General features: G+C 62.9%; 22 protein-coding genes, 1 tRNA gene and 1 pseudogene. 11 read left to right on the forward strand and 13 right to left on the reverse strand.

Annotated features, from left to right (window positions below):
- Positions 1-83: 83 nt before the first annotated feature.
- Positions 84-1,322, reverse strand: a complete 1,239-nt coding sequence (locus ACVIN2_RS27085) for a URC4/urg3 family protein (RefSeq protein ID WP_456767904.1) — start codon at positions 1,320-1,322, stop codon at positions 84-86.
- A 7-nt stretch (positions 1,323-1,329) separates the two neighbouring features.
- Positions 1,330-2,586 carry a GTP cyclohydrolase II gene (locus ACVIN2_RS27090; RefSeq protein WP_456767905.1) on the reverse strand — a complete coding sequence of 419 codons (1,257 nt, stop codon included), beginning with the start codon at positions 2,584-2,586 and terminating at the stop codon, positions 1,330-1,332.
- A gap of 387 nt (positions 2,587-2,973) precedes the next feature.
- Between ACVIN2_RS27090 and ACVIN2_RS27095 the strand changes: the two genes are divergently transcribed.
- Together ACVIN2_RS27095 and ACVIN2_RS27100 are read left to right on the forward strand one after the other, a co-directional pair.
- Entirely contained in the window at positions 2,974-4,101 is a 1,128-nt protein-coding gene (locus ACVIN2_RS27095) for a threonine synthase (protein ID WP_456767906.1), read from the forward strand.
- 97 nt (positions 4,102-4,198) lie between these two features.
- Entirely contained in the window at positions 4,199-5,005 is an 807-nt protein-coding gene (locus ACVIN2_RS27100) for a class I SAM-dependent methyltransferase (protein ID WP_456767907.1), read from the forward strand.
- 70 nt (positions 5,006-5,075) lie between these two features.
- Here ACVIN2_RS27100 and ACVIN2_RS27105 read toward each other — a convergent pair.
- Both ACVIN2_RS27105 and ACVIN2_RS27110 read right to left on the reverse strand, forming a co-directional pair.
- Positions 5,076-5,892 (reverse strand): annotated as a pseudogene (locus ACVIN2_RS27105) (DUF2927 domain-containing protein).
- 69 nt (positions 5,893-5,961) lie between these two features.
- Positions 5,962-6,540, reverse strand: a complete 579-nt coding sequence (locus tag ACVIN2_RS27110; RefSeq protein ID WP_027565212.1) for a L,D-transpeptidase — start codon at positions 6,538-6,540, stop codon at positions 5,962-5,964.
- A 256-nt stretch (positions 6,541-6,796) separates the two neighbouring features.
- Between ACVIN2_RS27110 and ACVIN2_RS27115 the strand changes: the two genes are divergently transcribed.
- A complete protein-coding gene (locus tag ACVIN2_RS27115) occupies positions 6,797-8,344 on the forward strand; it encodes an acetolactate synthase large subunit (RefSeq protein ID WP_027520204.1) in 1,548 nt (515 codons plus the stop codon).
- A gap of 276 nt (positions 8,345-8,620) precedes the next feature.
- Positions 8,621-9,139 carry a hypothetical protein gene (locus ACVIN2_RS27120; protein WP_456767908.1) on the forward strand — a complete coding sequence of 173 codons (519 nt, stop codon included), beginning with the start codon at positions 8,621-8,623 and terminating at the stop codon, positions 9,137-9,139.
- A gap of 45 nt (positions 9,140-9,184) precedes the next feature.
- Here ACVIN2_RS27120 and ACVIN2_RS27125 read toward each other — a convergent pair whose 3' ends face one another.
- From ACVIN2_RS27125 to ACVIN2_RS27145, 5 genes are all read right to left on the reverse strand, one after another.
- Positions 9,185-9,751, reverse strand: coding sequence for a hypothetical protein (locus ACVIN2_RS27125; RefSeq protein ID WP_456767909.1), 567 nt, complete (start codon positions 9,749-9,751; stop codon positions 9,185-9,187).
- A 22-nt stretch (positions 9,752-9,773) separates the two neighbouring features.
- On the reverse strand, positions 9,774-10,103 hold the full coding sequence (locus ACVIN2_RS27130) for a hypothetical protein (RefSeq protein WP_456767910.1): 330 nt from the start codon (positions 10,101-10,103) through the stop codon (positions 9,774-9,776).
- The gene (locus tag ACVIN2_RS27135) at positions 10,060-11,376 is read right to left on the reverse strand and encodes a hypothetical protein (protein WP_456767911.1); all 1,317 of its coding nucleotides are present in this window, start codon (positions 11,374-11,376) and stop codon (positions 10,060-10,062) included. The genes ACVIN2_RS27130 and ACVIN2_RS27135 overlap by 44 nt, the downstream gene beginning before the upstream one ends.
- Before the next feature lie 263 nt (positions 11,377-11,639).
- Complete coding sequence (locus ACVIN2_RS27140) at positions 11,640-13,175, reverse strand: peroxidase family protein (protein WP_456767912.1); 1,536 nt, start codon at positions 13,173-13,175, stop codon at positions 11,640-11,642.
- Between the two features lie 324 nt (positions 13,176-13,499).
- Entirely contained in the window at positions 13,500-13,733 is a 234-nt protein-coding gene (locus ACVIN2_RS27145; RefSeq protein WP_027520199.1) for a DUF3551 domain-containing protein, read from the reverse strand.
- A 253-nt stretch (positions 13,734-13,986) separates the two neighbouring features.
- On the opposite strand from ACVIN2_RS27145, the gene ACVIN2_RS27150 reads away from it, so the two are divergent.
- The 4 genes from ACVIN2_RS27150 (at position 13,987) to ACVIN2_RS27165 (ending at position 16,302) form a co-directional block, all read left to right on the forward strand.
- Positions 13,987-14,325, forward strand: a complete 339-nt coding sequence (locus ACVIN2_RS27150; protein ID WP_456767913.1) for a hypothetical protein — start codon at positions 13,987-13,989, stop codon at positions 14,323-14,325.
- 158 nt (positions 14,326-14,483) lie between these two features.
- Positions 14,484-14,996 carry a hypothetical protein gene (locus ACVIN2_RS27155; protein WP_456767914.1) on the forward strand — a complete coding sequence of 171 codons (513 nt, stop codon included), beginning with the start codon at positions 14,484-14,486 and terminating at the stop codon, positions 14,994-14,996.
- Between the two features lie 91 nt (positions 14,997-15,087).
- The gene (gene greA / locus ACVIN2_RS27160) at positions 15,088-15,570 is read left to right on the forward strand and encodes a transcription elongation factor GreA (RefSeq protein ID WP_456767915.1); all 483 of its coding nucleotides are present in this window, start codon (positions 15,088-15,090) and stop codon (positions 15,568-15,570) included.
- Positions 15,571-15,624: 54 nt separating this feature from the next.
- Positions 15,625-16,302, forward strand: a complete 678-nt coding sequence (locus ACVIN2_RS27165; RefSeq protein ID WP_456767916.1) for a hypothetical protein — start codon at positions 15,625-15,627, stop codon at positions 16,300-16,302.
- A 132-nt stretch (positions 16,303-16,434) separates the two neighbouring features.
- Here the strand turns inward: ACVIN2_RS27165 and ACVIN2_RS27170 are convergent, their stop codons facing one another.
- Both ACVIN2_RS27170 and ACVIN2_RS27175 read right to left on the reverse strand, forming a co-directional pair.
- Positions 16,435-16,824, reverse strand: a complete 390-nt coding sequence (locus ACVIN2_RS27170; protein WP_456767917.1) for a type II toxin-antitoxin system VapC family toxin — start codon at positions 16,822-16,824, stop codon at positions 16,435-16,437.
- A complete protein-coding gene (locus ACVIN2_RS27175) occupies positions 16,811-17,083 on the reverse strand; it encodes an AbrB/MazE/SpoVT family DNA-binding domain-containing protein (protein WP_456767918.1) in 273 nt (90 codons plus the stop codon). Before ACVIN2_RS27175 ends, ACVIN2_RS27170 begins: the two co-directional genes overlap by 14 nt.
- 568 nt (positions 17,084-17,651) lie before the next feature.
- Between ACVIN2_RS27175 and ACVIN2_RS27180 the strand changes: the two genes are divergently transcribed.
- Entirely contained in the window at positions 17,652-18,983 is a 1,332-nt protein-coding gene (locus ACVIN2_RS27180) for a tyrosine-type recombinase/integrase (protein ID WP_456769816.1), read from the forward strand.
- A 455-nt stretch (positions 18,984-19,438) separates the two neighbouring features.
- Positions 19,439-19,571: transfer RNA gene (locus tag ACVIN2_RS27185), tRNA-Lys, on the forward strand.
- 353 nt (positions 19,572-19,924) lie between these two features.
- Here ACVIN2_RS27185 and ACVIN2_RS27190 read toward each other — a convergent pair.
- A complete protein-coding gene (locus ACVIN2_RS27190; RefSeq protein ID WP_456767919.1) occupies positions 19,925-22,468 on the reverse strand; it encodes a P-loop NTPase fold protein in 2,544 nt (847 codons plus the stop codon).
- Between the two features lie 90 nt (positions 22,469-22,558).
- Positions 22,559-23,275, reverse strand: coding sequence for a hypothetical protein (locus tag ACVIN2_RS27195; protein WP_456767920.1), 717 nt, complete (start codon positions 23,273-23,275; stop codon positions 22,559-22,561).
- Between the two features lie 431 nt (positions 23,276-23,706).
- Between ACVIN2_RS27195 and ACVIN2_RS27200 the strand changes: the two genes are divergently transcribed.
- The gene (locus tag ACVIN2_RS27200; protein WP_456767921.1) at positions 23,707-24,171 is read left to right on the forward strand and encodes an aminoacyl-tRNA deacylase; all 465 of its coding nucleotides are present in this window, start codon (positions 23,707-23,709) and stop codon (positions 24,169-24,171) included.
- Positions 24,172-24,177 lie beyond the last annotated feature (6 nt).

Genomic DNA, 24,177 nt, shown 5'->3' on the forward strand with positions numbered 1-24,177 from the left:
GCCTTTCTTCCTTCTCCCCTTGTGGGAGAAGGTGGCGCGAAGCGCCGGATGAGGGGTCTGTTTCCGCGAACTCGAACGAGAGATTAGAAAACCGTGCCGTCGCTGATCACCTTGAGCGGCGGCGAACCATCGGGGCGGCGCGCGAAGGCGATGGCGCGGCCCGCGGCCCAGGTGCCGCCTTCCAGAATGCTGGCGAGCGGCAATGTCTCAGGCGTGCGGCCGAGTTTTGCGCGAACCAGTTCGGCCAGCCGGTCCAGCAGCGCCACGGTCAGCGCGCGCCACTCGACGACGAGCAGGGAGTCCACCGCATGCGCACGTTCGGCATCGGCGGCGTCGCGCAGGCGCAGCACCTCGTGATCGACGAACAGGCCGCCATTGCGGTATTCGGCAAGCCCGGTTAGGCCATCGATGTCGGTGACGTCAATTCCGGCGCGCTGCAGCGGCTCGATCAGCGAATAGCTCAGCCATTGCGATAGCTTGTGCAGGGGCACGAGGCCCGAGGTCGCATCGCTGGCCTTGATCGCCGGATGGCGCCAGCAATCGCCGAGCGGAATTCCGGCAAGCTCCAGTCGCGATGGCCAGATCGGTCCGAGCTGGTTCAGCACCGCCGAGAGAATCGCGGGTGCCGGAACCGCGCCGTCCTTGGCCTGTGCCGCGATGTGATCGAACAGCCCGCCCGGCCGCGGCGTGTCGTGCGAGCCGAACACGTCCCCACGCTCCGCCACCAGCCTGCCCAGACGCTGCAGCAGATCGGTCCGCCCCTCGAGCCCGAGCAGCGGATTGGTGTCGCTCACCTGAAACGCCGAGCTGAGCGCGGCGAGCGGCAGCTGCGCAAGCACGTCGGCATCGGCCCTGAAGGGCGCGCGGGGATCGCGGGAAAAAAGACCGCGCGCGAACATGTCGAGGCTTGCAATCGCGAGTCCCTCGGATCGGCCGATGCTCTGTCCCGTCACGGCGTCGCGGTATCGCCACGCCGCACCCGCGCCGGCATCGAGCAGCACGCTGACGATGGCAAGGTCGAACTCGGCGCGTGCCCGTGCCGCGCGATCGGGCCACGACGCCGAATCCGCAAGCCGCGCCCAGCGATCGACGCCGCCGAGCACGAAATGCCGCCAGCGCGCATGGAAGGGAATCTCCAGCGTCGGATAGGCTTTTCGCGTGACAGCCAACACGGCCTCCGCAACGCCGTCCATGCGATCGAGATCGATGGTGAAGTGCGTCAGCCCGCCGTGCAGGCCGATCTCGAACATCTCGCCGGCACGCGCGCGAACCGCTGCTGCGCTGAGCAGCGAACGGGCCTGCAATTCCAAAGCGTCTGCCATCAATCGATCAGTATTTTTCCAGCGAACGCCCGACCACGCCGTCGACGTCCTTCTCGGGCGCAATGTCGGTGGAGTAATAGCCGGCGGCCTTCTTCGCGGCGATCTCGACATAGGCGTCGGCGGGAATGAGCTCGGGCGGGATCGGCACCCGCTCGACGATATCGATGCCCTGCGAGGTCAGCGCGTCATGCTTCATGTCGCTCATCGACAGGAAGCGGTCGATGCGCTTCAGGCCCAACCAGTGGATGGTGTCGGGCATCAATTGCTGGAAGCGGGCATCCTGGACGCCGGCAACGCATTCGGTGCGCTCGAAATAGGCGGCGGCGGCGTCGCCGTCCTCCTGGCGCTTGCGCGCATTGTAGACCAGGAATTTCGTGACCTCGCCGAGCGCGCGGCCTTCCTTGCGGTTGTAGATCACGAGCCCGAGCCCGCCCTCCTGCGCGCCACGCGCGGATTCCTCGATGCCGTGGATGAGATAGGGACGGCAGGTGCAGATGTCGGAGCCGAACACGTCGGAGCCGTTGCACTCGTCATGCACGCGGCAGGTGATCTTGGTGCGATGGTCCGGCAGTTTTGTCACATCGCCGAACATGTACACCGTGGTGCCCCCGATCGGCGGCAGAAACACTTTCATGTCCGGCCGGGTCACGAGCTCGGGGAACATGCCGGCGGTCTGCTCGAACAGCGTGCGCCGTAGCTCGGTCTCGTTGATCGCAAAGCGCTCGGCAAGGCCCGGCAGATACCAGACCGGATCGATCGCGATCTTCACCACCGACACGCTGCCATTGGCGTGCACGACGTCGCCGTCGGCGCGCAGGCGCTTGGCGGCGAGCGCCTCGCGGATCTCCGGCAGGTCCAGCCGCGCCCGCGTCACCGCGATGCTCGGCCTGATGTCGATGCCCTCAGCGATGTCCTTGCCGAAATTTTCGGCGACGAGATGCCCCCAGGGATCGAGCGCGACGATCTTGGCGGGATCGCTCCATTGCGGGAACGGCCCGATGGTCGCGGCCGGAAACGTGTTGGTGAGATCGGGCCTACGAATCGGATCGAGCGCGCCGGCGGACACCGCGAGCGCGCGGTACATCGCATACGACCCGCCATGGCTGCCGATCACGTTGCGATCCCCGGCGCGCGACACCGTGCCGATGATCGGCCCGCGGGCGCGTGCGTCGGCGGCGCCCCAGTGGATCGGGAAGGCGGCCTTGCGGCCCGGCTCCGGATGGGAGGTGAGGCGGATGTGGTCGGTACGGTTCGCGCGGCTCATGACCAAACTCCTAAAAAGCCAACGGCCCGCCGCTCGGACGGGCCTTGGCTCGTCGCGCTGCCGATGCGGAACACCGGCGGCGCGAGCTCAATCCAACATATTGTAGCGGGCAGTCGCGACAGACAAGTTAATCGTGCTGCGCGGGGCAGGGCGGCTCGCGGCCAAATTCCCGTCATCCTGCGACCCGGCAGCGCTTGCCCGAGTGCCACGCCACCGCACTGGCGGAGCTCGCCGCTATCGCGGTAAGATAATGAAGTAATTATGTTTTTTACGTTTTCAAGAGGCGCTGCACGATTGGCGCGCCGGGCGTCGAGTTTCCCGACAAAACGTGTCATCAAACCAAACGCCCAGATTGCCTTTGCCACATCGTATTCCTTGGAGCCCGCCATGCCCGCCGCCGCCTACATCGATCCCCGCAACGGTAAGCTCTATCCGCTGGACCAGCCGCGCTGGTGCTCGGACGAGCGCACGCCGCTGCTGGTGACGCCGGGGGCAGGGATGTCGCGCGAGGACATCGACGGCCGGGCGCGCTCGCTCTGGCGCTACCGGGCGGCGCTGCCGGTCGAGATCACGAGTCCGATCACGCTCGGCGAAGGCTGCACGCCGCTGGTGCAGCAGGCCTGGGGCGAGCTGCGCCCGTTCTTCAAGCTCGAATGGTTCAACCCGACCGGCAGCTTCAAGGACCGGGGCTCCGCCGTGATGCTGTCGTTCCTGCGGCAGATCGGCGTCGAGGCCATTCTGGAGGACTCGTCCGGCAATGGCGGCTCGTCGATGGCTGGGTTAGGTGCCGCCGGCGGCATGCGCGTGAAGATTCTCGCGCCGGCATCGACGTCACCGGCCAAGATCGCGCAGGTCCGCGCCTATGGCGCGGCGGTGCAGCTCGTCGAGGGCCCGCGCGAGGAATCGGAGGCAGAGGCCATCCGGCAATCCAGCCAGACCTTCTATGCCAGCCACAATTGGCAGCCGTTCTTTCTCGAAGGCACCAAGTCGCTCGCCTATGAGATCTGGGAAGATCTCGGCTTTCGCGCCCCCGACAACGTCATCGTCCCCGTCGGCGCCGGCAGCTCTCTGCTCGGTTGCGCCTTTGGTTTCCGCGAGTTGCTCAAGGCGGGCCAGATCACGAAGCTGCCGCGGCTGTTCGCGGCGCAGCCGCTCAATTGCTCGCCGATCGATGCGAGCTTCAGGGCGGGCGTCGATACGCCTGTCGCGCGCGAGGTCAACAAGACCATCGCCGAAGGCACCGCGATCAAGCATCCGCTGCGCCTGCGCGAGATCATCGCCGCGTTGCGCGAGAGCGGCGGCGGCACCGTCGCGCTCACCGAGGATGAGATCGTCACCGCGCTGCGGCGTCTTGCGCGACAGGGCCTGTTCGCCGAGCCGACCAGCGCCAGTGCCGCCGCCGCGCTGGACAAACTATCCGCCACCGGTGCCATCAAGGCGAACGAGACCACCGTCGCGGTCCTCACCGGCACCGGCCTCAAGGCTGCGACCATCGTCGCCGATCTCGTGCAATAGGAGCGCCAAGGAGGCGAAGCCGCCATGGGACCGCGTTGAACCTTTGGCATCCGTCGTCAGCCTCATGAAGGCCGACATCGAGCGAAGGGAGAGTTCCATGGCCGCGCAAGACCCGTTTGCTGGTTTCAAGGCCGTCCAGAAGGAAGCCTGGTCGCTGTTCACGCCGATGGAAGTGTTCACGACGCCCTCGGCCGCCAAGCTGGTCAGCTTCGCCGGAGTCGCAACCGGTCAAAGGCTGCTCGACGTCGGGTGCGGCACCGGCGTTGCCGCGATCACGGCGGCGCGCCGCGGTGCGAAGGTCAGGGGTCTCGACCTGTCGCCAGTCCTGATCGAGCGCGCCCGCGAGCACGCGCAGCTGGCGAACCTCGATGTCGACTTCGCCGAAGGCGACGCCGAAAGCCTGCCCTATGGCGACAACGAGTTCGACGTGGTGCTCAGCCAGTTCGGCCACATGTTCGCGCCGCGTCCCGAGGTCGCCATCGGCGAGATGCTGCGCGTGCTCAAGCCCGGCGGCACCATCGCCTTCTCCACCTGGCCAGCGCATCTCTATGTCGGACGGATGTTCGCGCTGATCGGCCGCCATCTGCCGCCGCCCGAGGGCGTGGCATCACCGGTGTCGTGGGGCGATCCCAACATCGTCGCCGAACGTCTCGCGGGGAAAGTGAAGGACATCGCCTTCGACATGGACATCATGACGCCGTCCGCACTCAGCCCGCAGCATTTCCGCCGCACCATGGAAACGACGATCGGGCCTTTGATCAAGCTCGTCGCCCAGTACAAGGAGGAACCGGACAGGCTGCGGAGTTTTCGCAACGAGTTCGAGGCGCTGATTTCCGAATACTACGACGGAAGCAACAACGTGATGCGCCAGCAATTTTTGATGTCGAAGGCGAGGAAGGCGTAAGCAGGCTGCGATAAGCAGCCAGGACCGCTGGTGCCTTTTTCCTTCTCCCACAAGGGGAGAAGGAAGAGCCTCATTCCTTCAGGTCGTTCACCCGCCTCACCCAAATGCGTACATCGGTGAGCACGTCGGGCAGCGCCGCCTTGACCTCAGCCACGGTCATGCCGGCCTTGATGCGGGGATCGTAGAGCAGGTTGAGGATGTACTGGTCGTAGACGTCGAAATAGCCCATCGAGACGTTGTCGTTGAACATGGTCCAAGGCACGCTCGCGGTGTCGTTGATCGGGCCGAGCGATTGCAGCAGCTCCTCATAGGCGCAGTCGAGGAAGGTGAAATCGCCGTTGTCGACGGTGAGGATGACGTCGGAATGCTCGATCTCGAAATTGTCGTTCTTGCGGAAGCCGGACAGGCATTGCGGATCGAGCGAGGTGCGGATCTCGCGGGCCTTCTCCGCACCGTAGAAGCTCGAGATGGTGCGGAACAGATCGCGGTCGCGCACGAGCTTGACCCGCACATTCGCCGCCTCGCTGGAGTCGATCATGGCGATGTCGAGATGCTGTACGCGCTTGCCGATGTCGGCTACGACCCTTGCGAGCTGCGCCTTGCGGTCGGCGCGGTCGCTCTCGGCGAACACGCGCACCGGTCCGTCGAACTTGCGGATGCGATCGACGCGGCCGGCAAGATGATATTCGGCGCCGAATGCCGTCTTGAGAAAGCCATCGACGATCTCGCCGTCGGTAAAGCTCTTCTTCTCGGCGCGCTGGCGCGAGGCGATCGCGGGCAATTCGCCCGCGACGGCGATGGTAGCGGTGTCAGGGGGCAAACGCGACGGTGGCGAGCGCCAGCAGGGCGATGCGAAAGCCGGACGAAGACGGGGCCAATGCGCTCATTGCCAGGCGACGCTGCCGTATTCGGAACCGACGCACAAGACCGCATATCCACGCGCCCGCCGGTTCCTGCTAGTTGTTCAGCACGACCACGGTGGTGCCGACCCCGACGCGGCCGTAGAGGTCGGTGACGTCGTCGTTGGTCATGCGGAAGCAGCCCGAGGACACCGCCTGGCCGATCGTCTCCGGCTCGTTGGAGCCGTGGATGCGGTAGAGCGTCGAGCCCAGATACATCGCGCGCGCGCCGAGCGGATTCTCGACGCCGCCCTTCATGTGACGCGGCAGGTCCGGCCGGCGGGCCAGCATCTGCGACGGCGGCGTCCAGTCCGGCCATTCCTTCTTGGCAGTGATCCTGTGCACGCCGCCCCAGCGGAAGCCGTCGCGACCGACACCGATGCCGTAGCGCAGCGCCTGGCCGTTCTGAAGCACCAGATAGAGCCGGCGCTCGGAGGTGTTCACCACGATCGTGCCGGGGGCGTAATTGCCGTTATACATGACGGTGGTGCGGGGGACCGGGCTCGAGCCGCCGCGGAAGAAATTCGGGCCGCCACCCATGATGTCGCGGGAGTCGAACTCCTCGGCGAAGGCGCCGCCGGCGGTCGCCGACAGCAGTGCGATGGCGGCAATCGGCGCGGCAAAAAACCGGATCATTGTTTCCCCCAGCAAAAAATCGATTCAACTGAAGTCACAGGCCATATTTGCGAGCTTTCCGCAAGCCACGGCACCGTGAGGGAGGCATCCTTAATGAATGGCGTTACCAAATCGGCAACCATGCCAATTTGCCGGAAAGCATTAGCCAAACGGGCGCATCGCAGGGCGGCGATGCCCGCTATTGCTTTGACGAGACGAGCGAACAATGATTGATCGGACGGATTGTTGGAACATTGCCGGTTGCGGGAGCTGACGGATGAACGGTGCGGAAAGTCTGGTGCGGACGATGGTCAAGGGCGGGGTCGACGTCTGCTTCTCCAACCCCGGCACCTCCGAGATGCATTTTGTCGCAGCGCTCGACCGCGTGCCCGGCATGCGTTGCGTGCTCGGCCTGTTCGAAGGCGTGGTAACAGGCGCCGCCGACGGTTATTTCCGCATGAAGGGCACGCCGGCCTCGACGCTGCTGCATCTCGGTCCCGGTCTCGCCAACGGCCTTGCCAATCTGCACAACGCCAAGAAGGCGAATTCCGGCATCGTCAACATCGTCGGCCAGCACGCCGTCTACCACATCGGCTACAACGCGCCGCTGACCTCCGACATCGAGGGCCTGGCCCGGCCGATGTCGTCCTGGGTCCGGACCTCGCCGGACTCCAAATCGGTCGCCGCCGACGGTGCCGCGGCGATCGCCGCCGCCAAGAGCGCGCCGCCGCAGATCGCGACCCTGATCCTGCCCGCCGACACCGCCTGGAACGAAGCGGACGGCATCGCCGAGGTTCCGGCCGAGCAGCAGCGCGCGAGCTATTCGCCGCAGGCGGTCGAGCAGGCTGCAAAGATCCTGCATGGCGACGGCGAGGGCACGCTGCTGCTGATGACCGGCAGTGCGCTGAGCGAGCAGGGCCTGGCGCTGGCCGAGCGCATCGCTGCCAAGACCGGCTGCACCGTGATGGGCCCGACCTTCCGTCCCCGGATGGCGCGCGGCCGCGGCCGCTTCTCGATCGATCGCATCCACTACGTGATCGACAACGCGCTGCAGATGCTGGCGAGGTTCCGCCATATCGTGCTGGTCGAGTCCGACGATCCCGTGGCGTTCTTCGCCTATCCGAACAAGCCGAGCATCCTCAAGCCCGAGGGCTGCGACGTGCATCGCATGACCTCCTGGGGTGAGAATTCGGTCGCTGCACTTGAAGCGCTGGCCGGCGCGGTCAAGGCCAGCGCGAAGGACGTCAAGCCGCAGGCCGCGGCCGAGCTGCTCAAGCCGACCGGCGCACTGACCCACGCCTCGATCGCGCAGTCGATCGCCTATGCGATTCCCGAGAACGCGATCCTGGTCGACGAATCCCTCACCACCGGCCGCGCCTTCTTCCCGCCGACGGCGGCAGCCGCGCCGCACGACTGGCTCCAGAACATGGGTGGCTCGATCGGCTTCTCGACGCCGCTCTCGATCGGTGCCGCGATCGCCTGCCCGGACCGCAAGGTGATCTGCATGGTCGGCGACGGCAGCGCGATGTACACGATCCAGTCGCTGTGGACGCAGGCGCGCGAAAACCTCAACATCGTCACCATCGTGTTCGCCAATCGCATCTACCAGATCCTGCGCGGCGAGTTCGACAATGTCGGCGCCGGCGAGCCCGGCCAGCGTGCCAACGACATGCTTCGGCTCGACCGGCCGACGCTGGATTTCGTGGCGCTGGCCAAGGGCATGGGCGTACCCGGCCGCGCCGTCACCAACGCGGACGAGTTCAACAAGGCGCTGGCCGAGGCCGTCGCCGAGCCCGGACCGCGGCTGATCGAAGTCCAGATGTAGGGGAATCTTCTTCAACCTCTCCCCGCTCTTCTGCGGGGAGAGGTCGGATTGCTCCCGGCGATGCGAAGCATCGTCCGGTGCAATCCGGGTGAGGGGCAAGGCAAGCTGTTAACCTACGCAAAAGACCATCCGACTCGCACGCCGCGCGCGTTCGACCTATCATTCCAACCAAACTCGCGGAGACGGCCCCTCACCCCACCCTCTCCCCGTAAGAACGGGGCGAGGGAGCGAGAGACCGGTCGGGACGCATAAGGTTGAAATGGGCCCGGAGGCAAGATGCAGACCGAGCTGAACAAGGTGATCGCGGCGCTCCGGGACTTCTACGCCCACGAAGCCTTCCTGTTCGCGAAGGACATCGGCGAGCGTGCCATCACGCACCGCTTCGCCGTGTATCTGGAGAAGCAATTCTCCGGCTGGTCGGTGGACTGCAACTACGACCGGCTCGGCGAGCGTACGCTGCATCTGCCGCACGGCACCATCATCTCGACCGACGATCATCTGGGCAAGTCGATCTACCCTGATGTCGTCGTGCATCAGCGTGAGATCCCGAACAATTTGCTCACCGTGGAGATCCGCAAGGCGAGCAATCACACCGCGCTCGATCACGACCAGCACAAGCTGATGGCGCTGACCGATGCACATGTCTGGTTCGCCTTTTGGATCGGCGTGCTGCTGGTGCTGGACAAGGACCATGTGACGATCTCGGAAGTCTATGTCAGCGGGGTCCTCGATCAGCCACTGTCGCGCTGGTTCGCGACGCGGCTCGAGGAGATCGGCCTCGGGGCCGCGCGGTAAGGCGCGTGCCGAGATTGTCGCCTTTAATTCAGCTATTGCGTTGAGTCATAACCCAAGCGCGGTCTCGGCCCATTTCAGCATGCGGTCGCTATTAAGGAATGACAGCACCGCCGGCTCCAGTGACGCGGTCGCGCCCGGTGCGAGCAAGGCCGTCGCGGCCACCATGTCGCAGCGCTGATTGAAGGCGAGTGAGAGCGCGGCCTTGGGGTTTCCCTCAACGCGATATGCCCGGCTGCGGCCGCGCATTGGACCGACGACGATCGCTCGGCCGTCAGCCATCGGCGTTGCCTTCCCAATCAGCGCCAGGTCGCCCATCTGCTCGAGGTCGCCGTCGTCGGCAACGCCGGTGGCGCAATTGCAAAAGCCGAGCTTGGGGCGAACGTAGAGCTGGACCTCGCCGCCGCAATCTTCGGCGTTGCAGCGAAATGCCTTTCCTTTCCCCCAGGGATCCGCGCCGAAAGGCCAGTCGATTTCCGTCCACACCGGGCGGACCTCGCCGGAGGCCGCTGTTGCGCGTGCCGGTTCACCGGATCGCGAAATCCAGAACGCTGCAGCTGCGCAGAGCAGCGCAGTGGCTGCGCTGATTGCAACGAATTTGCTTATCAGGCGCATGGAAGTTGCCGCGGCACCTTTGCTAATTCTGAGCCATCAACTTTCGTGCGGCCGCGAGGTCTTCCCGAGATGAGTCGCCATTTCTCGCTGTTTCGACGACTTTGGCGTAGTACTGGCGGGCCTTCACAGTATCCCCCGCTTTCTCGGCCGCGTGAGCGGCGCCGATCGTCGCGCCAAAGCGGTTCGGCTCCTTGCGCATCGTGCTTTCGAACGCGACCAATGCCTCCATCGCCATGCCGCGTTCGAGCAGCATGGTCCCGTAAAGCTCGCGCGCGGGGGCAAGCGGACCCGGCGTCACGATGGATTTCTCAGTCTTGTCTTCGGCATCGGCGGCAAGGCGCATCGCTTCCAACGCATCCGCCTGTTTCCCCAGGGCGTTGAGCTGCCACGCTGTGGCGACCTGCCGCTGAATGTCCACGATTTCGGTCCAATAGGCGTCCTTGTCCTGCTGCAGCTTGTCCCGCAACTCCGCCAGCTTGGCGATGTCCGCCGCTGCTGCGTCTGCATTGCCGGAGCGCGCGGCGCCGAGGGCGCGAGCGAAATAGGTGATGGCGTCGACATAGGCAAAACCGGCTCGGCTCGACCTTCAGCGCGGCAGCACCCTGCCAATCACCGCGCTCGACCATATAGCGCGCCTGGCTGGCCGCGATCGCGTAGGGACCGGCGCGGACAGCCGGCGCATAGCCAGTGGTCGCAATCATGTCCGCGATGACGTCGCTGGCTCGGCTGTCCTGCGCGAGCTGGAGCAGCGCGTAGACCATATAGTCGTCGGCATGCAGCTGCTCGCTGGGGTCCTTGCCCTCCTTGGCAGCCTTGGCGGAACGGCTATTGGCGTCAATGGATTCGTTCCAGTAGCCGACGCGCGTGAAGATGTGGGACGGCATATGCAAGGCGTGCGGTGCCGCCGGCGCGATCTCGGAATAGCGCTTGGCAGCGTCGAGTCCCTGCTCTGCGATTGCCGGATAGTCATAGAGATGGATCAGGTAATGCGCGACGCCGGGATGCCGCGGCTGGCGCTTGAAGATCGGCTCCAGGATAGCAGCGCCCTTAAGCTGGTTGGCATAGGTCTTGTCGTTTGGTGACGCCGTGACATTCAGCGTGATGGCGTAGGCGATCTGCGCCTCGTCATCATCGGGATAGCGCGCGGCGACGGCTTCGGTTGCCTTAAGATAGGCCTGCGCGCGCTGGCCAAACGTCGTCTTTTCGTCGCCCGTATAGAAGGCCAGCAGCGCGTCGATATAGTCGCGTTCGCGTTCGTTCTTGGCGCCGAGTGCCTTGGCCTTCTGCAGCGCGGCGAGACCTGCGGTGAGGTTTTCCTTCGGCGCGGCAAAATGCGGATTGTACAGCAGGCTCAGGGCAATGCCCCAATAGGCGATCGCGCATTCCGGATCGGCCTGCAGCGTCTCCTCGAAAATTTCCTTTGCGGGCCGGTACCAGAACGAGTGCTGATAACGCATCCCGCGATCAAAGCGGCGCTGCGCCACCTCGTTGCAGGACGTCTGGAAGTGCACCTTGCCAAATTGCTCATCGGCCCCGTCCTCCGCGCGTGCGGCAGGCGTGCCGGAAATCGAGCCTAGGGTAGCGAGGGCGAGAAGAGAAATGGTTCTCAAGGCGAGCGCGCGCATCGGCCCCTCCGTTTTCTGTTCAGAATAAATCTGGTCAGATGGCGCCGACAAAACCGAGGGCGCCGAAGTTCGTACCGCTGAGATTGGCAATGGCAATTGTTGCTAAAGGATTTCTCCATTCGAGATGCGAGTCAACAGGAAGCGGACAGATTTGCGTTAGGGAAGCACGCCTGCCAGGATCCATCCGCCAGCGCGTCGAGGCGAGTGGGCCACAAGGCCGCCCGCGTGAGGCGGGCGGCCTTGCACCATCGTCCGTCACCCGCTCAATGCAGCGGATCGCCCTGGCCGAGCGCGTAGGCGACGAGGTCCTTCAGCGCGAAGCCGGAGCCGGTCACCGGCGTCCATTGCGGGTCGAGCGACAGCACGGAGGAATTATCTCCGAACATCATGCCGAGGAAGACCTCGGCGACGATGCGACCGCCGACCGGCCCGAGCTGCGGTGTCTTGACCGTGGCCGGCCCACCGGTGGCGGAGATTGCCATGTCAGTCATGTTTTGCCGCGCCTCGGCCAGGATGTAGGCCCACAGTGGGCAGTTGCCGGCGAACACGCCGTTCGCGATGCTCGCGATCTTGACTTGCGGATCGCCCGCGCCGGGCTCGTCGACGGCCTTGCCGATGATGATCTCGTCGTCGCTCAGCGGCGTCAGGTTCATCGCCCTGGCAACGGCCTGGCCCGAAGGCAGTCCGAGCCGCCAGCTGCGCTCGAGATTGCGCAGCGCCAGCGACGCCGGATTGGACGCGACTTCCGGCGGCAACTTGCGCAACGGGTCCACCAGCGAGGAATCGATGCGATAGGCGAACTGCAGCCGCCTCTTGTTGTCGGGATTGGTGTCGTCGTCCTCGACGCCGTAGGGGCGCGTGTCGAGATCGATGAAGCGGCCCCAGTCCATGGCGCGTCCCGGTCCCATCGCGCGGAAGCCGGTCAGTGCGTTGTGGTCGGGATTGTTGGGATCGGGGAAGATCTGCAGCAGCATGTTGGCCGCGTCGTTGAGCCGGTAGCCGGGGCGGATCATGGAGTGCCCGAGCCGGTAGGCCGCGACCGAGAACTCGACCGGCATGAAGGGATAGGTCTTCCAATGGTAGTAAGCGAGCTTGCTGCGGTCGTAGTGACCTGCGGTCTTCAGCTCGTCCAGCACGCTGGCGTGGACGATGCGCGGCAGGAAGTCGTTCAGCACCACATACTGATAGTGGAATCGAACGCGCTGCTGCACGTCTTCGAACGACAGGCTGTCATTGTCGTCGACCATGCGGTTGTGAAAGCGCAGCATCAAGGCCTGGAATTGCGAGACGATGCTGTTCTCGTCGTTGCGGGGATCGCCGATCAGCGCGCGGCCCTTGAAGCGGGGCAGGTCGACCGCATCGGGCACGCCCGCGCCCGTGACCTTCTCGCCGAGCCGGAACTTGATGCCGTCATACATGTAGGGCTGGTCGTTCGGACCGCGGCCGTAGACATTGTCCATGTCGAGCGACGGCGTGCGGAAGTCGACGAGCCCGTCGGGATCCTGCTGCTTGGTCAGAGAGCTGACCGGATCGAAGGTGATGTCGTGGTCGACGAACTGGCCGAAATAAGTGTAGAGCGAAGGAATGCCGCTCTCTTCCGCGTCCGGCCCGTCCTTCGGCCCGTCGAAGCCGGCGATCATCTTGTCGGCGAGCGCCGACAGGTTTGCGACATTGTCGGAATCGTTCGGGCCGAATTTGGCCGGTGCGAGCTTGCGGAACATGCGGCCGAAGCGGCCTTGCGAAAGCGGCGAACGCGTTGCGTTCAGACCGCGCGGAACAATTGCGTGACGGCTGCTCATTGAAACACCTTCCTGAAAAGTCGAATGAAACAGTTCGGGCTCAAGTTTCTCGCGCTGGGGTTTGCAGCCTAGGCGCGATCGCGCCTGCCACGAGCGAGATGGATCACAATTGCCCGGCATCGAAATTTTTCGGTAGGTGCGGCTTGCCCGCAAGCCACGGCTGCGCATCGTGAATTTCTCCGTGGCGACGACGGATAACTTTCTCGTCATCGACGGACGGATGCGGCTTCGCACGGATTCATTCGCCGGATCTTCGGCGAAACGGATCGGCTTCACGTAAAAATTGTGGCGGCGCGCGCATCATGCGCGCACGCCGCCAATTCATCAGTAGTCGCGCTGCTGCGAGAACGCGTAGCGCGGGTTGATGCCGCAATAAGACGACGTGCCGGACGCGGTAGCGAGGCACTGCTGATAGCTGGCGAACTGGCAATTGCCGGGGTAACCCCACGAGCGGCCCTGGATGCAATATCGATCGTTCGCAGGATGCGCCTGGGCGGCAGGGGATGCTACGGCCATCAGGGCCGCGAGCGATGCGAGAGTGAGGATGGTGCGACGCATGTCAGTCTCCTTCGAGAGCGAGTGGGTAGGAATGTCAGCGAGCCTGGCTCGTCTGTTGCGCAGTCATGCCTGTATTGGTGTCGCAGAAATGCCTTGCGTTCGCGACAAGGCCATCATGACGCAGCCTGCCGCCGGCAATGTGATCTCGGCCACAGTTCACGACAGGGTTCCGGCCTATCGTGAGCGGACTTGCACGCGTCGATCCCGGAGAACTACGCTTGCCTTATTCGGATCAGGAATTTTGGAGGTTCTAATGCAGAAATCATACTTGCTGGCTGCGACAGCAGCGCTGGCGCTTCTCATGCAGACACCGCTCGCGTTGGCGCAGGGCGCACCGGCCGCCGCCGGAACCGCGGCGCCTGCGGCGACAACCGCCGCGCCGGCAGCGACGTCCACTGCGCCGGGCGCAACCAACGACGCTTCCAGCCAGCCGACCGACTCCAAGAAGAGTGCGTCGAAGAAGCCGGCGAAGAAGAAGATGACGCGGCAGCAGGAGATCGATCACTCGGTCGACAGCGGCACGGTGCCCGCACGCTACCGCAGCTCGGTGCCCAAGCAGTACCAGCAATACGTTCCGTTCGATAAGCAGTGACAGATCGCACGGCGGCGCGGCGTGATCGGGCGTCGCGCCGCCGGTGCCATAGCGTGACGGTCTTGAAATAGGACCTTGGCCGGACGGAATCCGGCCATACATCCCCAGTGGCGGTCCACGCGAGCGGTGCTAGAGTAGGCCGAAGCCTGGGGGAAGTTATGAGTGACGACGTGAGGGATGCTGGCCTTGTGGCCATGATCAGCAGCATCCTGGGAGGTAACAAGCGCGCCGCAGAAAGTGTCGCGCCGCCGCCACTCATCGAGGTTCCGCCGCCGATAGCGCCGACGAATGGATTTGAGCTGGTCGAGCCCGCCCCCGATACGCCGCCGGCCGAGCTCGAGAACAACTCGGAGAATGATTCCGAGGGCGGGCCCGATGTGACGACGGCTGCCGCGAAGCCGGTCGAGCCGCCGGCGAAGATCGCCACGACGCCTGATGGCAAGCAGTTGCTGCCTGCTGAAGCGATCGCCGATCTCGTCCTGGGTGAGCTGCGCAAGCTGGAGAATTTTCCGGCGACCGGCGCCTCCGTGACGGTCTACGGTTACAGGCACTGGAACGCGATGATCACCTTCGCGCCGTTCTCGACCACGTTCCGCGATGCCACCCGGTTCCGCCAGGCCATGCCGGACATCGTCTTCAAGCTGCGCCGTTTCGTCGAACTTGAGATATGATCCAGGATGATCGCCAGCTTTTGCCCGCCGCGAGTCCTCGCGGCGCGCAGGCGCGGGCCGTGAGCCCGAACAGTTCGACAGGATTTTCGACTTGAGCGTTGCCTTTACCAAAGAAGAGAGCGCGGAAACCGCTGCCGAGACGCTGTTGCCGGATCGGCCGATCTCGCCGCATCCGAACCTCGTGACGGAAGCAGGCTTGCAGGCGTTGCAAAGGCAGCTTCAGGACGCACGCGAGGCCTATGAAGCCGCGCAAGCCATCGAGGACGTCAACGAAAAGCGCCGGCAATCGGCGGTGCCCTTGCGCGACGCCCGCTATCTCACCGAACGGCTGCGCACGGCGCAGGTCATTCCGGGCCCGGCCTCGACCGATATCGTCGCCTTCGGCAGCACGGTGACCTTCAGCCGCGCCGATGGCCGCGTGCAAACCTATCGCATCGTCGGCGAGGACGAAGCCGATCCCAAGGCCGGCTCGATTTCGTTCGTGGCACCGGTGGCAAAGTCGTTGATGGGGAAGGCGGTCGGGGATGTCGTGGGATCGGGTGCGCAGGAGATCGAGATTTTGTCGATTGGGTAGGGGGCGTTTATCGATGGTTTCCGCTGTGTCCGCGCAACAAAGCGCGCTAGCTGGATGAGGCGGTTTCTGTCGGGAGCGTTGCCGTTCTACGCGCTGGCCGGGTTGGCCATGGGCATGTATCTCGTCCTGTACAGGACGAACCTCTTCGACCTGAACGCCATCGTCCAGGATGCGACCGGTTCGGCGTGGTTTCCGGTCTTCATATTCGTCTGCGTGTTGCTGGAGGCGGTCTTCCCGTATTTTGGCTATTTCCCCGGAACCGCTCTCATCCTGATGTCCGTGGCGCTCAATCCGAAGCCCGCGGACGTCTCCGTCTTTGTCGTGGCGTGGCTGGCCATCATCGTGGGGGCCGTCCTGAGTTACGGGCAGGCTCGTTTTTTCCGACCGCTGTTGCAGCGGGTCGCCTCAAAGGCGGCACTGAACCGGTGTGAGACCCTCCTCGACGCCTACGGTCCCTACGCGCGCATTGCCCTGTTCGTTCATCCCAACGCCTGCGCGATGTATTTCACGGCACTCGGACTTCTCGGCCGCAACCTGACGCGCGAGCTCGCCTATCTCAGCGTGGGCGCAGCAGCCTCCGTGGGCGTTCTGTTCGTCGTCGTGACCAGACTCGTGTCGTCCGTAGGCACCACCGACGACGGAGAATTGCAGCTGCTGCTGGCCGCAGCGCTGGTCGCCATCGGGACCCTGGTCGGTCTGTACGCAGCCTGGCGGCCGGCGCGGGCTGCTTGACCCGCCATCAGACTTCAGCCCCGCGACGATGCCATCATGCCGGTGTTTTGCCCGACGGCGCAAGCTGATTCGGAAAAGGCGTATCCGGTCGGCGCGCATCGCGCGGTGACGTCTCGCGCAGCGCAGGCGCGGTTACGGCAAACGGACCTTCGCCAAGCCGATCGCTTTTGCTGATCTGACGAGTCGCTGATCAAAGGTCAGGAAGGCATCGCAGGAAGCAGCTCGTCCCAAGTGGAGCGCATCGGCAAAATCCATGCCGTCGTCCATTCGATCCAGAGCAAACGCGACCAGTCCGGGATCCTCGAACGCGACGTTTGCAAGCCCACCGAAACCCCGAAGCGCCTTGCACACGCGGGTGGCGTCAAAACCATAGGCGCTGCGCAGGACCCATTCGGTTTCCAGCATCACCGTCGTGCTGACGAAGACTTCCTCTCCGTCGATGACGGCCTTGGCTTTCTTCGATTGCTGGGGATGATCGCCCGTGAGGTAGCGAACAACGAGATTGGTATCAATCGCGAGCATGACGTCGTCGCGCCTCTGCGGCGATACCCGCCTCCATCTCTTCCACGCTCTTTGGCTTGCCCCGATAGGGTAGCGAGCCGAAGACATCCGCCGTCTTGGCGGGCGGGAACAGCGAGGCCGGCTTGAGAAGCACTCCGTCCGGCGTGCTCTCGATCGTGAGCTGCGTGCCCGCACGCCAGCGGCGCTCATCACGGATTGCTTTCGGCAGGACGACCTGGCCCTTGGTCGAGATGGTCGTTGTCAGCTTGTCGGAAGCCATGAGGTCTCCCTTGGTAAGACGAAGGTAAGATAAGTCGGTCTGCGACTTCAGGCAAGGGCGGGGCAGCTTTCGATCGCCGCAGATGGTCCCGTCATGCCGGTGGTACCCGACGAATCAAGACATTCGGGAAAGGCGTAACCCATTGATCCGACTGGGGTCGGCTACTGTGCATGGGGTTGTTTTCGACATTTTTGATTGAGGCGGGTCGCGACACGCGGCCGTGCGTCGACGATGGGTGCCGCGATCAGCAGGGTTCAGGAAGGTGGATGGTGGGCGCACAAGGGATCGAACCTTGGACCTCTCCCGTGTGAACCGCAATCCGTAGGCCCGAGCCAACCAAATCCGGCCATAGTTGAGATGTAAAAAATCCTTTAATTAAAGTAGGTTGCTACCTTATGCGACCATAAGAGCCCATAGGTGACCTTACTACATTTTGTATGCCCCCATTGTGCCCGCCGTGGGTTTTCCCTTGGGGCACAAAATGGGGGGAGGTCTGAGACCCGGTTCTCTTCGAGGACTGACCGTCGTTCTTGCGGGGCACACCGGGCACAGAGAGAGGGAAGGATTCATGACGGAGCCGGCCAACCAGCTGACACTCACCGACGCGGTGATCCGCAACGCGACGCTGCCGCCGGGGAAGGCGCAGCATTATCTCCACGACGACAAGCTGCCCGGCCTCGCTTTGCGCATGCGTGCCACCGGCGGCCGGACCTGGGTCTACCTTTTCACCAAGCCGGGGGTGAGGGGGACCCAGCGCAAGACCCTCGGCGCGTGGCCCAAATATAATGAGAAGGCCGCGCGCAAGGCCGCCACCATCGCCGCAGGCGAGGTCGTCAAGGGCTTGGACCCGAACGATGCGAAGCGCGAGGCGAGGCGGCAACAGGCAGCCGAAAAGCAACGCACCACGCTCGCGACGCTCATTGTTGAAGATGGTCCCTACCAGACGTCCTTGACCGAACGTCAAGTCGTCAACTGGAAGCCAGCAGTGTCGGCGCTGCGGCGCGGGCTCAAGGATCACGCCGAGAGCGGCGTGAGGGACCTGACGCGACGGCAGATCATGGCTGCGGTCGACAAGATTGCAAGGACCGGCAAGCGCGGCGCAGCCAAGGACTTGCGCAAGCACGTGCATACCTTCCTCGAATGGTGCGTCGGCGAAGGTTACGTCGAGCACAACGTGCTCGCCGGCTATCGCGCGCCCAAGGAGACCCGCGCTCAAAGGGTCGGACGCCGAACGAAGGGCCGCGCGCTGACCGATGAGGAAATCATCAAGGTCTGGGATGCATCCGGCAAGCTCGGCGCTTTCGGTCTCCTGGCACGCATGTGCCTGCTCGGTGGCCCGCGCCGCAGCGAGCCTACCATGATCGAGTGGCGAAAGCACATCATTGACGACCGCATCACCTTCGATGCGGCGTGGACCAAGATGGGGCTGCACCACGATGTGCCGCGCACTCACCTAGTTGACGAGGTGCTCACGGCCGCGAAAAATTTCCAGCGGGCAACCTCCGACTATGTCTTCCCGTCACCAAAGACTGGCGGCCAGATGTCCGGCTTCACCAAGATGGTCAACCGCCTGGTCAAGGAAGCAGGCGTCGCCAAGTTCACCATGCATGACTTAAGGCGCAGCTTGCGCACCATCATGTCACGCTGTGGCTACGACAACGAAATCCAGCGACTGTGTGTTGGGCAAAAGCCCAGCGGAATCGATCAGGTCTACAATCACGACGAACAGTGGATCATCCGCAAGATGGCATTCGAAGCGGCCCACGACTACATTGCAGAGTTGGTCGGCGCGAAACGGGTCGGCAAAATCGTGCGCCTACAACGGACGAATCCGCTTGACCCGATCAAGGCCGAGCTCCTCGGCCGGCTCCGTGAGCATTATGCGGCTGAGGCGTCCTAGTGGTCTTATCGTACATGGCCAGATAGTCGCGCACCGCATCGACACGATAGAGGGGGCGACCATCGACGTAACGCCATTTCAGCGGGTGGTTCGGATCGCGCCGCCACTGCTCCAGCGCGCCAGGCGTGCGCCGGATGACCGCGGCCGTCTCTAATGCCGTCAAATTGGAGCTACCGGGCAGAGTATCGACGTCGAACGTCGCGGGCGGCGGCATGCCACGGTTTTTGCGTGGCCGCTTCGTAGCGTGCAGCTTCTTGCCACCATCTGGCGCCCCTAATGCCTCGATCGGAGTCTTCCCGCCCATGCCTGCGTCCGAACCGTGACCCGCGGAGGCAATAGAAGCGCAGACTTCTCCAGGAACAAAGAGGTCCAGAGCTTAAGCATAGCTGCCGGGTAGCTGTGGCGTGCAAAAAGGACGAATTGCATCCATTTGCCGAGAGGTATGGGGCTTGTAAGGGCGTCGCGGGGCCAATCGGTACCTAGATGTCAGAGAGACCTCGCATTAGGGAAGAGCTGCGCACAATCGATTATTCGAGCACCTGACTCTTAATCAGCGGGTCCCAGGTTCGAGCCCTGGTGCGCCCACCAATCTCTCAGAGAAATCAATAGGTTGGACGATCCTCGCGAAGACGCGGCTTGCGTCTGCGCGCTTGGGTCACTCTCGGGTCACAAACCTTACTGGCGAGCTGACGATCCCACGTGTCAAACACGGCGTCGTTTACCTCTTCTGGCTTTGGGCGGTCTCCGTGGACGAGGCACGATGGTCTCCTCACCGTGGCGTGGCTCCAATCAGCATCGCTGGCCACAGCGACCGCGGACACCCTCGGTGCCTTGAGTCGAGGCTTGAGGGCCCGAGCAGAAGGTCGTCGGCTCGGCCAGTCTGCGACACCCCTCCATGGTCGCGAGGACGGTGCCGGTGGGCCCTTGGCTTTTTCACCAGGTTAGATGACCTGCCGCACAATGAGAGCGTGCGGTCCATTGTCGGCCGAAGCTCCAAGCGCCTCCTGCTGGAAGGCTTGGAGCAGCTTGTCGAATTGCTCGGTGGAATGATTCGGAAACCGCAATTGCATCAGAAGTCGCGCGAGCTGCAGTTTGAACAATAGCGCCTTGATCGACCGCGGGCTGGGTCGCCGACTTAGCGTCCGGAAATAGGATGGCATGAACCCACTCAAGATTTCGACCTCGGCGTCCGAAAACCGGACGTCGTTCGCCTCGAAGGGAGCCTCGAACGCGTTCACGGTAACAGAATCACTCTCGGCGGGTAGGCTGTCGTAAATGCGCCGCATCTCGCTCGTTTGGGCCCGAGTCCTCGTGAGCGCCGCTCTGTCGTCCGGATGCCGAGCCATCCTTTGTTCTTCGCTCATGCCCGCGATCCTCCGACTGCTGTCATCGATAGGCTCGTTCTCTTTCTCGGCTCTTCTCTTTGCCGTTCCCGTTGTCGTCACATGATCGATCCATACACGCAACCTTGATTGCATCGGCCGTTGCTGCCGGCCGGGTAAAGGTCTTCCCCAAGCCATGGCGTTGTATTGCTCGTTCTCGTACTTTTCTTCCAGCATGGCCTTGTCGAGGTCCGCCTTTGCAGCTCGTCGTCGCTCCCTTTGCTCTTTCAGCTTTCTTTGTGCGTTTTCATGTCCGGCGAGTTTCCGCACCAATTGGACGACGTCGTCGTCAGACAGACGCGACAGTCGGAGATGGCATGCGAACAGCTTCTCGATCTGCTCGGCTACAATTTCCGCCGAGGCAGCGCTATGCGGATCGGTCGCTCCTTGATAGTCAGAAGATTTCGCGCGCTCCGTTATCATGGTCTCATATCTGAGTGCGACTGCGTGGTTGAGCACGCCCTCGTCTACAAGCATCAGCACCTGCATGCGCTCATTGATGTCTTGATCGTCGAGAAGGAGTCGAACGTTCTCGATGACACTGAGCATTTCGGAAGCCTCGCATCTATCTAGGTCGTCGATAACGAGTAGGATCCTGTCGGGTCGACGGGAGTTCGCTATGTAGGGCAACAAAAGGAGGCTTACTCCGCAGACCGTCCAAAGCGCCCAAACCATCCAATGCGTGAAGTCGATGAGGTGCGGCCCGTTCTCGCGCGGCCAAATCTTTGTGACGACATCCTTTATCGAATCTGGCAGTTCGAATATTGAGCCTAGGCACAACGACGTTGCCCAAAGCAGCGATACGACCGCGAGGCCGAAGAGCGGCCAGATAGGATACTCCTGTCGTTGCTTCGCGGCGGAAGGCTCCTTTGTCCATGCTTTCAGAAGCGCGCGAACATCGTCACCTATCAGTGCCAGCATCCCAAGATTTTCTTCTGGGCCGACGAGGCGTAAGTTGCGATCGAAGAGCTGCTTCACCTTCTTGTGCGTGCTCGTCGTGATCATCACGAGATAAAACACGGTAGAAAGGCCCAAAGCCGAAACGAGCAAGCTCGCAAGCTGAAGCTTGGCCTCCATCGGGGCCAGGGCGATAGCCAGTAGAACCAAAGAAATGAGCAGGCCGCCGCGACCGTGTCGCCCGCTATTTGAACGAAGGGCTAATGTCCATCGTTCTAGCGGCCCGGCAGAGCTCGCTGCGGCGGCGGCAAGGCTCTTGTAAAGGAATATCCATGATTCCGGTGGTTTCCTGTACTTCCACGCGTTGTGCACCACGACTTTGTACTCGCGATCCGCATAGCGCTCAGTTCTCGGCACGGAAACATTTTTCCTGTATTCCGACGAATCTTCGAGAAGTGGTTTGAGCAATCGCAGCAGAGTCGTCTTTCCGCTGCCCCATTTTCCAAACAGGGCAAAATTGAACTCTCCTTCAGAAACACGCAGAATCGTGGCAAGTGCTTTGGCATAATCAAGGGCATTTAGCCCCAGTTCTTCTAGGGTCGCCTCACGAACGATTTTCACGTGCCGGCCTGACCCGGATCTATCCTCGAGATTGGGCGGTTCGACCTCTTGTCCCGGGGCATCCCCAGGCTGCTCTACCGAGCGGCCCTGTTCCTCGTGCACCCGGCGGTAAACCCCGGTGCTGGGGTTGTCTAGCAGCATCCGAAGTAAGACGTCGGCATTTAGCAGCTCCCCGCTCGGCCGCCCAGCGATCAAGGCCCTGGTACCAATTCCCAGCACTACATCGCCCAGATCGTCCGCGGTCGGATAATCGGAGGAGTCTCCTGGAACGTCGGGAACGCTGGTGAAGAACGATTCCGCGATCTCGTCCAGAACTTCGGAGTTCAGGTCCTGTATCGCTTTTTTCAGCGCTCGTTGCTCGTCGGAAGCGGTTTCGTACTGAAGTCTTCGTCCATATAGATACGCGGCGAGCGTGTAGGTCGTGGACGACAGTTGGTCCTGCTCCGATTTTTTGTATCGCAGCAGTCTGGCGGCCTCTGCAAAGAGGCGCATCGCCAACGCCGAAAGCCTCACTCCGGTGATTTCGGAGTTGGACAGCACGGTGGCTGCTATTTGCTCGACATCTACCTCAAACGAATCGGCCATCTTCCTTGCCCCTGGTCGACGGGAAAGCTAATGCTGTAATAGCCGAAACACGGCTCCTTGCTTCCGCACCAAACGATGCGCCGGGACATCCTAGTCGGTAACTGATGCAATCACGCTCTGAAGCGTCAGCTTGGCATCTTGAGGAGCCGCGATCGCCGGACCGTGTTCGGGCATCACGTACGGGTAAATGGACGCCACGGCAGCGCCGACTAGCAGGCACGAGTGAAGGACGCCATCGACTGATTGGTCGTCCTCGGGCAAGAGTAGGATGTTCCTTAAACCGTTCGCTTCGTCCCAGTCACTGAAGTCGAGGTGCCTACCGAGCGACAGAATGTTTGGATGGGCTCCATTGTCGATGGCTGCGTCGTAGAGCTCTTGGATCAACTGAGCGAGAGGAGCATCCATCTTCTTCAGGATTGCCAACCCAGCGCCGAATGTAAAAGTGTCCCGGCAGGCCCGTCGATTGCTCTGCCGGTTGATCCAGACTTCCTGCGTCCACGGTTGATGCCGCATCATGAGGGCGTACAGAGCGCATTCGATGCTGGAGCGCAAAGCGCCATAGGCCACGTGCACTTGTCCTGCGAGACTCATTCTCACGGCGGCCAAGAACGAGCTATGGGCCTGGGAGAGCAGCAGTGGAGGGAGTGCGGGACCGGCTATAGGTACCGACGGAATTCCGTCAACCACCGCATTCAATCGATCTAACGCCTCCACCAGCTCAGGGTAAGCGCTGATCGACTTCAATTCCTGTTCCCGTGCGGCGTAAAGAAAGATCGAGACTGAGTCGGTTACCTGCTGCTGATCCATATCTCTTCCCCTCGGCAACGATCGCCCCGCATCGGCATCAGCCGGGAGGGCCGCGGGTCCAAGGCAACCAGAGCGCCTCCGTGCTCAGACTACAGTCCCGGCTCGCCAGTCTCCGCCTACCGGGGACTGTACGATAGGACTTTCCCAGGCCGCCACGCCAGCCCGCCAGCGGGAATCCTGATCGGGCGCGGCTCGATGAGACCCTTTGCCCCCAGCAAACCACTTCGAGCGAAGAATGCGCCTAGGGAGTTCCCGAGTAGCCGCCGACTTACCCGCTGATAGCTTCGGTCGTGTCGCTCGTATGCAGGGAAGCTGAATTATTGCGGAAATCGGCAGGTTCTTCTGCATGGGCGCGCGGGAATTCTGGGGTGGCGGCATCGACCGGCCGCCGCGGTCTGTGATGGCTCCATTGCTGCAATCGGAAAGAAGTGATGACTGATCTGTTAGCGGCTCTATCTGCCTTGGGGCTCCAGTTTCAGGAGACACCGTTCTCGGACGAGATTTTCACCGCCGACGGCGTGGCCAAGTCGCTCGGCATAAGTCTGAGCCAGGTGGCGAAGGCAATGCTTCTTAGAATCGGGGATGGCTCAACTCTCGTTGCTGTTGTACCGGGCGACCGGCGTGCGGACCTCAAGCAGATCAAAAGGCATCTGAACGGGAAAAAGGTTCAGATCGTCGAGCGATCGCATGTCGAAGCGACGATCGGTCTGCAGGTGGGCGCGGTGACGCCCCTCATTGCCCTCGTCAATAAGAAGGTGGCCGTCGTTGTCGACGAGAGCCTCACGAAGCACTCGATTATAAATGTCAGCAGCGGCAACCTCAAACTCGGTATCAATATCAATCCGCTCGAGCTGGCGTCCGCCACCAGTGCAGCGATCGCGAAGATCTCGGACTAGGGTCAC

It is taken from the genome of Bradyrhizobium sp. USDA 3650, assembly GCF_054057395.1.